The sequence below is a fragment of the Chryseobacterium sp. YR221 genome, from assembly GCF_900176315.1.
In the GTDB taxonomy this organism is placed as follows: Bacteria; Bacteroidota; Bacteroidia; order Flavobacteriales; family Weeksellaceae; genus Chryseobacterium; species Chryseobacterium rhizosphaerae.
Genome location: NZ_FWXM01000007.1, coordinates 102,488 through 115,116, shown reverse-complemented (window position 1 = coordinate 115,116; position 12,629 = coordinate 102,488). Strand labels below are relative to the sequence as shown.

Sequence of the window (12,629 nt, the reverse complement as noted above, 5' to 3'; positions counted from 1 at the left end):
TTAATCTTTGAGTTTTTCTTTAGGAATAAAATAAAATGCCTGCTTTGTTCTCACTACTGAATATCTGAATTTCTCACCGGATAAATATATTCCGCTTTCATCTACTGCTATTCCTTCTATTTGCCCAATGGCTGTAGCACTTCCAAGATAATAATGCCTGGGTCTTTCTTTAAAAAATACCCCCGGTTCTGTTTCCGTAAAAACATCCAGAAAAACCTCTGTTTTCTTGGTGTAGCCTACCAAATAAAGTTTCTTATCAAAGTAAGCGGCATCCGTTACCATAAAATTGGTTTTATAAGATTCTGTCTTTACAGCTCCTTGCTTTTCATATACTTCAGGCTCTATTGTATAATGTGTGGTGGCTTTCGCTGCCCATTCTTTTGTAAAAAGATGAATTTTCCCATGAGCATATACCATGGCTTCTGCATCAAAATCCGTATTATAATAGCTGGATATATAGTCCGTCTGCTCCGGATAGTGAAACAGAATTTCCTTTAGGCTGCTGTTTTGCAGGCTATCATTCTGTACGGGCACTTTAAAAATCTTAAGATGCCTCCTGCTTCCGTCATTATTTCCAAAATCTCCTATATAAAAATGAGTGCCATCATTGGTAAGAGCTTCCCAATCTGTGTTTTTAGCATCTACTTTTAAAGTATGTAAAATCTCTCCTGATGTTTTGCTGATCTCGAACAATTCCGGAGCATTACCGCTGTCATTGAAAGTATATAATTTTCCATTGAACATACTCAATCCTGAAGTTTCCTCAATTTTATGATCCAGATAACTGACTCTGTATTTTTTTATTTTTAGAAAATCAGTTTGCTGTGAAAATGCGAACTGACCAATGATAAGGCTAGTAACCAGAAGGATTTTTTTCATAAGACAAAAATAGGGCTTTAAGTTTAAACGGAGAGAAGACGGGGGTTGAGATTCGTGGGATAAAAAAATAAGTACATTTTGCTCATTGATTTATTGTATAGAAAGACCACAGTTTAATGCATGATCATTTTACTCCCCGAAAAGGAGTGGGAAATCTGAGACTGGACGGGATGAGCTCAAAAGAAAACGGGCTAAAAAGCCCGTTCTCATGATAGATTTTTATTTAAAATTAACTTATAGGTTAAGCAATTTTCTGTGTTTCCTGATTTTGCGGCTGTTCTTTCTTTTTAGCCTGTCTTGCAAAATACTCTTTCTGATATTGTCTTACGGTCTTTCCAGTGCCGTCATGTCTCCATCCCGGAGAATTAAAAATATAATTGATTCTGTCTGTGAATTTTAATCCCGGTTGTTTAAGGTCTTTCCAGATTTTCCTCCATTCATAGAAAAGAACGGTATCCGGTCGGTTATCCGGCATTTTTGGATAGATTCCGTATTTAATAGGAACATTGGGATCTTCTTTTTGAAAGGTCCCGAATATTTTATCCCAGATAATAAGGCACATTCCCATATTTTTATCCAGGTATTTAATATTGCAGGCATGGTGTACACGGTGGTGAGAAGGGGTTACCAGAATATATTCCAGGATTCCCATAGTCTTCACGGTCTGTGTATGCACCCAGGTTCCATATACCTGTCCGATGGCATAAACCACCATAATATGCCAGGGATTAAAGCCCAAAAAGGCCAGAGGAGAAAAGTATAGGTATCTGTAAAGTGGCTGCAGCACAGGGCTTCTGAATCCTGTTGTCAGGTTAAAATACTCTGAACTATGGTGTGTAATATGAACAGCCCAGAATGCTCTGGAACGGTGATCCACATAATGCAGCACATAATAGGCGAAGTCTGTCACAATAAAACAGATCAAAAAATACCAGATGCTAAAATCCCATGAGAAAAGCTTGTGATGGTAAAAGAAAAACATTACCCCCATTGCAAAAGCTTTCATAATAAGATCGAGGCCGAAGTTCATCAATGCCAGGTAAACATTGGTGGCAAGATCTTTCCCACTGTATAATTTAGCTTCAGAAATATGGCTGTAAATCATTTCAGCCAAGATAACTGTAGCGTGAAGTGGAATTGACCATGCATATACATTTTCTAACCCATCTTCATTCATAAAAAAGTCCATCATCACAAAATAATTTGTGCAAAGGTAGGGCTTTAGACAATGTAGTAAAGGGGGTTTTAACCTTTTTTAAGGAAATTTTAATCGGTAGCTTTATTGGCCAATTGTCCGCAGGCAGCATCAATATCACCACCACGACTTCTTCTGACCATTACCGTAATTCCGGCATTTTCAAGCTGACGAATATAGTTTTCTTCCGCCTGTTTGTTACACTGATCATATTTTCCGTCTCCAATCGGGTTGTATTGAATAAGGTTTACTTTAGAAGGAACCTGTTTACAGTATTTGATTAAAGCTTTAATATCCTCATCCCCATCGTTAATTCCTTTCCAGACACAATATTCAAACGTAATAACTGAACCTGTCTTTTGGTACCAGTACTGAAGTGAATCCATGATATCCGTTAACGGGAATTTATCTGAGAAAGGCATGATCTCATTACGCTTTGATTCGATGGCAGAGTGAAGGGATAATGCCAGTTTCACACGCAGTTCATCGTCAGCAAGCATTTTGATCATTTTAGGAATTCCGGATGTAGATACGGTAATTCTTCTTGGAGACATTCCTAAACCTTCCGGCTGGGTGATCTTTCTGATGGCTTCCACTACATTTTTGTAGTTCATCATTGGTTCTCCCATTCCCATGAATACGATATTGGTAAGGGGTCTCTCAAAATACATTTTACTTTGGCTATCAATCAGGGCTACCTGATCTACGATCTCCGCCACTTCAAGGTTTCTCATCCTTTTCAGTTTCGCCGTAGCACAGAATTCGCAGTTGAGTGAGCAGCCTACCTGTGAAGAAACACAAGCTGTAGTTCTTGTTTCTGTTGGTATAAGAACAGATTCTACCAATAATCCATCATGGAGTTTTACTCCGTTTTTGATTGTTCCGTCTGTACTTTTTTGAAGAAGGTCTACAGAAACGGGATTAATGGTATATTCTTCGGAAATTTTTTCACGAAGTGATTTCGAAAGATTCGTCATTTCATCAATCGAGTGGAGGTTTTTACTCCATAGCCAGTCATAGACCTGTTTCGCACGAAACGGTTTTTCTCCTAAAGATACAAAGTAGTCTTTAAGCTGGTCTAATGATAATATACGGATATCTTTCATTTCAGGTGATAGGTTGTAGATGACAGGCTGCAGCTATTAGTCTAGCTGCAACCTATAACCTAATATCTTTTTATAAAATTAACATTGCATCACCGTAAGAATAGAATTTATACTTTTCTTTTACGGCTTCTTCATAAGCATGCATTACGAAATCTCTTCCTGCAAATGCTGCAATCATCATCAATAATGTTGACTTTGGCGTGTGGAAGTTGGTGATCATTGAGTTAGCTACTCCAAAATCGTGAGGTGGATAAATGAATTTATTAGTCCAACCGTTGAAAGCAGAGATTTTTTTGTTTGAAGAAACAGAAGTTTCCAATGCTCTCATGGTAGTAGTTCCTACGGCACAAACTCTTCTGTGAGTTTCTACAGCTCTATTGATGATTTCAGCATTTTTCTCATCAATAATAATTTCTTCAGATTCCATTTTGTGTTTAGAAAGATCTTCTACCTCAATTGGGTTGAATGTTCCTAATCCTACGTGAAGCGTAACTTCAGCAAAATCAATCCCTTTGATCTCCAATCTTTTCATTAGGTGTCTTGAGAAGTGAAGACCTGCTGTAGGCGCGGCTACGGCTCCTTCTATTTTTGCATAGATCGTCTGGTATCTCTCAGCATCTTCAGGTTCTACTGCTCTTTTGATATATTTTGGAAGTGGAGTTTCTCCTAATTCCTTTAGTTTTGTTCTGAATTCATCGTAAGAACCGTCGAATAAAAATCTTAAAGTTCTACCTCTTGAAGTGGTATTGTCTATTACCTCAGCTACTAAAGATTCATCTTCAGTAAAGAATAATTTGTTACCAATTCTGATCTTTCTTGCCGGATCTACTAATACATCCCAAACACGAGTTTCTTTATCAAGCTCTCTTAAAAGGAAAACTTCAATTTTAGCTCCTGTTTTTTCTTTATTTCCATAAAGACGTGCAGGGAAAACTTTAGTATTATTAAAAATAAATAAATCCTTCTCATCAAAATAATCCACAACGTCTTTAAATAATTTGTGCTCGATAGTTTCTGTTTTTCTATCAAGAACCATTAATCTAGCCTCGTCTCTGTGTTCTGATGGATGCTCTGCTAATAATTCCTCAGGAAGATCAAAATTAAAATCTGATGTTTTCATTTTAAATTACGGTTTAAAAATTATTGAAATTACAAGGTGTAATTTTCGGAGTGCAAATATACGACATTCAAGACCCCTTTGTCAAGTATTATTTACAATGAAATATAAAACCGTGATTTCACGGGAATTTTTAACCGAAAAAAAGATTAATTTAGTCTCAGATAAAAAAGTTATGTACTGAATTGTTCATTTTATCACAAATATACAATTCATACTCACCCATACATGAAACATCAATAATTACAATTATGAGCAAATATTCAATTGAAGCTTTTATCAATGAAACAAAAGAGAATCCACAACAAAGAGATTATTTTGAGCTGGAGACCAAACATCTTTTAGAGATCAATCTTAATAACCAAGCTGTATGGACAAAAAGAGGCAGCATGGTAAGCTATGTGGGCAATATCAATTTTGAAAGACAGGGAATGCTGGCCGGAGGTATTGGTAATCTTTTAAAGAAAGCGATCAGCGGTGAGGGTGCCAGGCTAATGAAAGCTGAAGGAACGGGGAAATTGTATGTAGCAGATTCGGGGAAAAAAGTCCGTATTCTGTATTTAAATAACGAATCTGTATGCGTGAATGGTAATGATATTTTAGCGCATGAGCAAAGTGTAAAGAGTGACATAACGATGCTTAAAAGTGTTGCTGGCATGATGTCGGGAGGTCTTTTTCAGGCCAAACTTTCGGGAACCGGGCATATTGCCATAACTACCCATGGTGATCCTTTGACTTTACTGGTTACTCCTGACACTCCTGTGTTCACAGATCCTAATGCTACTGTGGCATGGTCCGGAAACCTAAGCCCGGAGCTGAAAACAAATGTTTCCTTTAAAAGTCTTATCGGAAGAGGAAGCGGAGAGGAATTCCAAATGAAGTTTTCAGGAAACGGATGGGTACTGATCCAACCGTATGAAGAAGTGTATTTTACAGAAAAATAAAGCTCCTTAACCTTGGGCAATTTTTGTACTTTCGTATCAGTTAAAAAACAAAAGCAGATGAATAACCTGATAAAATTAGTTTTTGTACTGGTTCTGTTTCCTTCTACAATTATTGCCCAGGCATCAAAGGAAAATTATACATACCATATCGATCTTCTTCATGTATCGAATGATGAAGTCACAGTTTCTTTTACCCCTCCCAAAAACAATCTTACACAAGGGAAGTTTATCATTCCTAAACTTGTTCCCGGATTTTATCAGGCTATGAATTTTGGGCAGTATGTCTCCAATCTTGTTGCCACGGATAAAAAAGGGAAAAAGATACTTACCGAACGTCTGGACAAAAACAGCTGGATGGTACATGACCTTAAGCATGTCAACAAAATATCATATCAGGTCGCAGACGGATGGGACTCGTTAGAAAAAGATACCCATGAAGCCAAATCTGCCGGCAGCACATTTATTAAAGACAGTGTTTTTGTCATCAATTACAATTCTTTAGTGGGATATTTTGAGGAAATGAAAGATATTCCCTACCAAATCAACATTACAAAAAATAAAGATTTTTATGCCTCTTCTGCTCTGGATTACAAACAGAAAGATAAAAACACCGATATAGTATGGGCAAAAGATTACCGCCAGTTGGTAGACTCTCCCGTTTTATACTGTGTTCCTGATACCACCTGGCTGAAAATAGGCCATACTGAGGTTCTTGTTTCATTTTATAATAAGAAAGAAAGACATTATTCAAAAAAAATAGCTCTTGAACTAGAGAACATTTTGAAAAACCAGCAAGCTTATCTGGGAGGGTCGCTACCGGTAAAGAAATATGCCTTTTTGATTTATTATGAATCTGCTAATGAAAAGGGATTTATGGGAGATGGGCTGGAGCATTCTCATTCGACAGTCTGCCTGTACCGCTCCGGGAGTATGAATTTTATTCCTTTTGCTTTAAACAGAGTAGCTTCCCATGAATTCTTTCATATCATTACGCCTCTCAACATTCACTCAGGAGAGATTCAGCATTATGATTTTCTAAATCCTACCCTATCCAAACATCTGTGGTTATATGAGGGAATGACAGAATATGCCACCATCCACATGCCTATAAAACAAAAAATGATAAGCCTGGAGGATTTTGAAAAAACCCTGGAAGAAAAGATAAAGGGCATGAAAGAGTTTGACAACACGTTATCTTTTACGGAGATCAGCAAAAATGCCATGGAAAGACAGGACCAGTATATGAATTTTTATCAGAAAGGAGCATTACTGGGCATGTGTCTGGATATCAGATTACGGGAGCTTTCCGGAGGAAAAATGGGTACCCAGGATCTGATGTTGCAGCTGATGAAAAAATATGGAGAAGGCAAATATTTTAATGATGATGAACTGTTTGATGAAATTACCAAAATGACTTTCCCGGAAATACGTACATTTTTCAGGGACTTTATTGAAGGGACCCAACCTGTTCCTTTGAAAGAATATCTGGCCAAAGTGGGTTTTACTTATGATGAAACTACCGGAAAAATGAGTCTTTCCTCCAACCCCGATTCAAAACAGTTAGCTTTAAGGAATGCATGGATAGGCCAATAAATACTTAATATAATTTGATCTGTACTACATAAATAATTGATTACTTTTAACGTAAGTAATTCGATACTAAACTAAAAATATATTTTCCATGAAAAAAATACTTTCAGGAATCCTGATGATGATGATTCATCTGGCCTATCCGCAGATACAGAAAGTTGAGCAAGTCATTGACTCCTGTGTAAAAAAAGATAATTTCAATGGGAGTGTATTGGTTGCGAAAGGTGGCAGAATTGAATTACTTACCTATAAAGGGTTATCAAACAGGCATTATAATATTCCTTTTTCAGATGAAACCAGATTTCATATCTTTTCACTTACCAAAACTTTTACTGCAGCATTGATCATGCAGCTTTATGAAAGAGGAAAAATAAATTTAGACGCTCCTATTTCCACTTATTATCCTGAATACAAAGGGGAAGCAGCAAAAAAAGCAACCATAAGGAATCTCCTCACCTATAGCAGTGGAAGAGAAAATAAAGACATCAGCTCTCCTGAGCTCATTCATCAGGCTTATGATAATACGTTATGGGATCTTGATGATTTCATCAGTACTTTTCTCTCTGAAAAACTGATCGATAAGCCCGGTACGAAATTCAGTTATAACAATGGGGATTTTATCCTTCTTGGAAAGATTATTGAAAAAATATACCATCAGCCTTTTGAAGACGTCCTTAAAGAACAGATATTAATTCCTTTGAAAATGCAGAACACAGGATTTCTTCATCATAATGACATCATTAAAAATATTGATGAGGGCTATACTGCTGATGACACCAATGTTTTTGCTCTCCACACTCCTACCAACACCTATATCGACAATTTTTATTCTGCTGGAGCCATGTATTCTACGCCCAAGGATCTTCTCATTTTTGATCAGGCTCTCTTCAACCATACCCTGATTAATAAAGCCACGTTGAATACCATGCTTACTCCGGATAAAAAACTGGAAGATACAGCACTTGGATTTTGGGTGTACCCTAAAAATTTCGGTTCTGTACGTACCCTTTTTGTAGAACGTCAGGGAGAAGGCTATGGACACAGTGCCAACTGGGTACATCTAGCCGATAAAAATGATCTGACCTTAATTATTCTATCCAATACAAAAGACATCAAATATTTGAATAAAATGAGAGAAAGATTGATTACGGCTTATTTGGGGCAGTAAGAGGGGATAATATTAGATTTCAGATGTCAGATACTAGATATCAGATATGTACGCCTAAAACTATTTTATATTCTTCCACTCTCAAACTCTAATACTCTTCCACTCTCCTACTCTAGTACTCTCAAACCCCTTCTCACCACAACTTATTACCGCCCTCTCTTCGCTGTGATTTACAAAAGTTTTAATATATTTAGAAAAAAAATAGATGGACAATAGTACTTCCCGCAGGAACTTTCTAAAAACAGCAGCTTTGGCGAGCTTTGGAGCATTGGTCGTACCCAATTCTTTATTTGCCTATTCAAATGATTTTAAAACAGATAAAAAAGTCCGTGTCGGTTTTATCGGTGTTGGGCTTCGTGGACAGGAACATGTAAAACTACTGGCAAAACGTAATGATGTAGAGATCATAGCATTTGCAGATCCTGATAAAAGAATGCTCGCAACTTCTCAGAAAATATTAAAAGACAATAATAAATCGGCTGCTCAGGAGTTTTCAAACGGAGAATATGACTATAGAAATCTTTTAAAATCAAAAACAATAGATGCGGTTGTTATTGCAACTCCATGGGAGTGGCATCTTACGCAGGGGGTGGAAGCTATGCGCGCCAAAAAGATTGTTGGAATGGAAGTTTCCGGAGCTATTAAGCTTGAAGATTGCTGGGAATTTGTGAAAGTATATGAGGAAACAAAGGTTCCTATTTTCATGATGGAAAATGTATGCTACCGAAGAGATATCATGGCTATTCTGAATATGGTCCGTAAAGGAATGTTTGGAGAGCTGGTTCATGGAAGAGGTGGCTACCAGCACGATCTGAGAGGAGTCCTTTTCAATGACGGAGTAAACCCTTATAATTCCGGGGCTGAATTTGGAGAAAAAGGCTTCAGTGAAGCAAAATGGAGAACTGAACATTATGTAAAACGTAATGGAGAACTGTATCCTACACATGGATTAGGGCCGGTTGCCATGATGATGGATATCAACCGTGGAAACCGTTTAACAAGACTTTCCTCATTCTCTTCAAAATCTGTAGGATTACATAAATATATCGTAGAACATGCTAAAGGTGGAGAAAACCATCCGAATGCCAAGGTAAAATTCAATCAGGGTGATATCGTCACTACACAAATTGCCTGTGCCAATGGGGAAACAATACTGTTAACCCACGATACCAGCTTACAGAGACCTTATGATCTTGGATTCCGTGTACAGGGAACTGAAGGATTGTGGCAGGATTTCGGATGGGGAGATTTCAACCAGGGGAATATTTATTTTGAAAAAACAATGAACCACAGCCACCGTTGGGAAAATACGGAAAAATGGATGAAAGAATTCGATCATCCGATGTGGAAGAAGTTTGAAAATACAGCAGCAGGTGCAGGACATGGCGGAATGGATTTCTTTGTGATGAATACTTTTATTGAATGTATCAAACGCAATATAGAATTTCCGATGGATGTTTACGACCTTGCTTTATGGTACTCCATTACGCCGCTTAGTGAAGAATCTATTGCCAAGGGCGGCCAGGTTGTTGAGATTCCTGATTTCACCAATGGTAAATGGAAGACCCGTAAACCTGTATTTGGAATGACCGATGAGTTCTAAAAAAACATTACTCATATTAGCCGGCGGATTAGGCAGCCGTTATAAAGGTCTCAAGCAAGTGGATGGAATACTCGATAACGGTTCTCCGATTTTGGAGTATTCTATCTATGATGCACTGGAGGCGGGTTTTCGTAAAGTAGTCATTATTGTCAACAGGCTGATCCCCAAAAGTTATATTGAACGGCTCAATGCTCTATCCGAAACAAAAGGGTTTGAGCTGCATTGGGTGTATCAGGAAATCGACCGTATTCCTCTTCAACATTTTGATTATTCAGAACGGCAGAAACCCTGGGGAACCGCTCATGCTGTTCTTTGTGCAAAAGACGTTATATATGAGCCTTTTGTCATGATTAATGCAGATGATTTTTACGGAAAAGAAGCCTATCAGCTGGCAGCTGACGAAATTGACCTTCATCATATTTCCGATGTAAGATTGGCTATGGCAGCTTATCCCGTGAGTACTACATTAAGTGGTAACGGAACTGTTGCAAGGGGAATCTGCACTTTAGATCCGGACAATTTCCTGATCAAAGTAGAAGAACAGACGTCTATTCAAAAGGTAAATGATTCAATTACGTATACAGAAAACGGACATTCGGTAGAAATAGCTCCCGACACATTAGTATCCATGAATTTTTTCATTTTCCATCCCGGTATTTTTAGTGCTCTGGAAACCTATTTTTATGATTTTATAAAGTCAGGTCCGATGCCTACTCAGGAATTTTATATTCCTTCTGCCCTACAGAGAATGATAGATGAAAAAAAGGTGAAAGTAAAAGTGAAAACCTCCCCTTCCCAATGGATGGGAGTAACATACGCAGACGACAAAAAGAGCATTAAAGATTTTCTGACTTCAGAAATTCAAAAAAACAGATACCCGGAAGATTTATGGAACTAAACAGCATTGTCAATCAATTCATTGGTACAAATAATTATAACATCTCCCCTATTACAGATGGACTGATCAATACCACTTATCTCTTAGAAGATAAAGACCAGCAGAAAAAGTTTATCCTGCAAAAGATCAATCATGCCGTTTTCAAACAGCCGGAGATCATCATCAACAATCATATTATTGTCAATCAACGTTTAGAAAATGGCAATTATCCTCTGCAGCTGATCAAGCCCATCCCTTCTTTGGCAGGAAGTTTTATCGTCTATGATGACCATATGGATTCCTGGAGGTTATCCAGTTTTATAGAAAATGCACAAACCCTTTTTAAAATTCATGACCAAGCCTCTGCCTATGAATCTGCTAAAGCAATAGGATGTTTTCTTAATGCCATTAATACAGGAGATATTCCGGATATCCAGGCTCCCATTCCTGATTTTATCAATTTTGAAAAAAGAATTACAGATTACAGGAATTCATTGCAGGCTGCCGATGTAGCCCTGATAGAAAAAGCTTCTCCCGAGATTGAAGAGGTCAATGATTTACTGTTCTTACCTCAGCACTGGATTGAAATGGAAAGAAATAATGCGCTTCCCCGCCGAATCATACATGGAGATCCTAATGTCAGAAATATCCTTTTTAATACCGACTTCAGTCCTCTGGCTGTTATTGATCTGGATACCATCATGATTTCTACTTTATTATATGATTTTGGAGATATTGCCAGATCCTACACCAATACAACAAATGAAGATGATGGCAGTGCTCTGAAAAACTTCAGTCCATCAATATACAGGGCGGTAAAAGACGGATTCCTGCTTCACTTAAAAGAAAAGCTGGTATTCAAAGAACTTGAGCATCTTGATTATGCGGCCCAGGTGGTGATCTATATTCAGGCAGTTCGTTTTCTGACCGACTATCTGAGTGGAAGTACTTACTATGCTATACAGTATCCTGAACATAATCTCAACAGAACACGCAATCAGCTAAAGCTGTTAAAAGGATTGAGAAGATATCTGAAAGCTGATTGATTTCCAGTCTAACAGATTGATCAGATTGTTGATATAGTAAGAAATACTGATACTTTCTCTATTCCTATGGCGTGAAAAAGATAATAGTGGATCATCCCATTCTCTTGTCATTCCGTAGGAATCTAAACACGTATACACAAGGAAATCAGAGACTTTCATTGAACTTTTGATTAAATCGGATTTTCGGTTTGTGGTCAAAAATCAAATTTGCATCATTAACCACCCCGTCAAAAATTCTTCGAATTTTCGCCACCCCTCCGGAGGAGGGGAATATAGAAGCTTCCATTGTCATATTCATTATAAAAATCGTAGATTTTGAAAAGCTTAAGTGTACTTTTCGGCAGGGTGATAGTCACTTTATAAATCTTAAGTGTATAAAGCTTTTGTGACTTTTGTGGTTGATATGTTCTCTCTCGGATTGAGCAGATCAAGCAGATTTTTATTATGCTAATATTTTATATTTAGATTACTACGGAATGACAAATACTATAAGTAGCCTATCCACGCACTTTGTCATTCTTAAGGAATCTCAATGGAGATCGTTATCCTTCCTATTCAATTTTAAGCATTGAATCATCGATCCAGAAATTCCAGGATCTTCTCCCATTCTTCATATTTCTTTTCAAAGGAAATGGTATGGAGCGGGCTTGTAGATGGCAATAAAAATACAGGGAGCCTATAGTTTTTCCCTAAGAGTTTCTGCAGGCTTTTATAAGATTTCCCTCCGTTGCAGAAAATAGCTCTGATGTTAGGGTATTCTTCCAACAGCTCCGCAATTTGATTGGCTTCTTCATTTTTTATCTCAGAATCCAGACTTCCTTTTCTTTCGCAGGAATCAATAACATCCCAGAGAGCGATATGGTATTTCTTTAAAATATTGATTCTCTCCACATAATCTTCTGTAAATTCTTCATTCAGTAATTCAAAAATAATCTTCCAGAATTTGTTCTGTGGATGGCCATAGTACTGCTGTTTTTCCAATGATTTCACTCCCGGAATAGAACCTAAAATTAAAATTTCAGACTGCATATCGATAAGCGGTAAAAATGAGGAAATACGGTTTTGCATACTCAAATATATAAATTTTGACTCAATGCCATGGAA

General features: G+C 37.4%; 11 protein-coding genes. 6 read left to right on the top strand and 5 right to left on the bottom strand.

The window, feature by feature from the left end; translation table 11 throughout:
- The 4 genes from B8967_RS19250 to queA all read right to left on the bottom strand — a co-directional run bounded on the left by B8967_RS19250 (position 1) and on the right by queA (position 4,300).
- Positions 1-879: a hypothetical protein gene (locus B8967_RS19250; RefSeq protein ID WP_084087276.1), complete on the bottom strand. Its 879-nt coding sequence runs from the start codon at positions 877-879 to the stop codon at positions 1-3.
- A 241-nt stretch (positions 880-1,120) separates the two neighbouring features.
- A complete protein-coding gene (locus B8967_RS19245) occupies positions 1,121-2,071 on the bottom strand; it encodes a sterol desaturase family protein (protein WP_047486555.1) in 951 nt (316 codons plus the stop codon).
- Positions 2,072-2,145: 74 nt separating this feature from the next.
- On the bottom strand, positions 2,146-3,180 hold the full coding sequence (gene rlmN / locus B8967_RS19240; RefSeq protein WP_047486557.1) for a dual-specificity RNA methyltransferase RlmN: 1,035 nt from the start codon (positions 3,178-3,180) through the stop codon (positions 2,146-2,148).
- Between the two features lie 70 nt (positions 3,181-3,250).
- A complete protein-coding gene (queA, locus tag B8967_RS19235) occupies positions 3,251-4,300 on the bottom strand; it encodes a tRNA preQ1(34) S-adenosylmethionine ribosyltransferase-isomerase QueA (protein ID WP_047486560.1) in 1,050 nt (349 codons plus the stop codon).
- Positions 4,301-4,548: 248 nt separating this feature from the next.
- Between queA and B8967_RS19230 the strand changes: the two genes are divergently transcribed.
- The 6 genes from B8967_RS19230 to B8967_RS19205 all read left to right on the top strand — a co-directional run bounded on the left by B8967_RS19230 (position 4,549) and on the right by B8967_RS19205 (position 11,525).
- Positions 4,549-5,241: an AIM24 family protein gene (locus B8967_RS19230; RefSeq protein ID WP_047486564.1), complete on the top strand. Its 693-nt coding sequence runs from the start codon at positions 4,549-4,551 to the stop codon at positions 5,239-5,241.
- A 57-nt stretch (positions 5,242-5,298) separates the two neighbouring features.
- Positions 5,299-6,834 carry a M61 family metallopeptidase gene (locus B8967_RS19225; RefSeq protein WP_084087274.1) on the top strand — a complete coding sequence of 512 codons (1,536 nt, stop codon included), beginning with the start codon at positions 5,299-5,301 and terminating at the stop codon, positions 6,832-6,834.
- 88 nt (positions 6,835-6,922) lie between these two features.
- Positions 6,923-7,999 (top strand): serine hydrolase domain-containing protein, encoded by a 1,077-nt coding sequence (locus tag B8967_RS19220; RefSeq protein WP_179140088.1) that lies wholly within the window; start codon positions 6,923-6,925, stop codon positions 7,997-7,999.
- Between the two features lie 205 nt (positions 8,000-8,204).
- The gene (locus B8967_RS19215) at positions 8,205-9,602 is read left to right on the top strand and encodes a Gfo/Idh/MocA family protein (protein ID WP_084087273.1); all 1,398 of its coding nucleotides are present in this window, start codon (positions 8,205-8,207) and stop codon (positions 9,600-9,602) included.
- Positions 9,592-10,500 carry a sugar phosphate nucleotidyltransferase gene (locus B8967_RS19210; RefSeq protein ID WP_084087270.1) on the top strand — a complete coding sequence of 303 codons (909 nt, stop codon included), beginning with the start codon at positions 9,592-9,594 and terminating at the stop codon, positions 10,498-10,500. Before B8967_RS19215 ends, B8967_RS19210 begins: the two co-directional genes overlap by 11 nt.
- Complete coding sequence (locus B8967_RS19205; RefSeq protein ID WP_084087268.1) at positions 10,491-11,525, top strand: phosphotransferase; 1,035 nt, start codon at positions 10,491-10,493, stop codon at positions 11,523-11,525. The genes B8967_RS19210 and B8967_RS19205 overlap by 10 nt, the downstream gene beginning before the upstream one ends.
- Positions 11,526-12,098: 573 nt before the next feature.
- Here B8967_RS19205 and B8967_RS19200 read toward each other — a convergent pair.
- Complete coding sequence (locus tag B8967_RS19200) at positions 12,099-12,593, bottom strand: DNA-deoxyinosine glycosylase (RefSeq protein ID WP_084087266.1); 495 nt, start codon at positions 12,591-12,593, stop codon at positions 12,099-12,101.
- Positions 12,594-12,629: the final 36 nt, after the last annotated feature.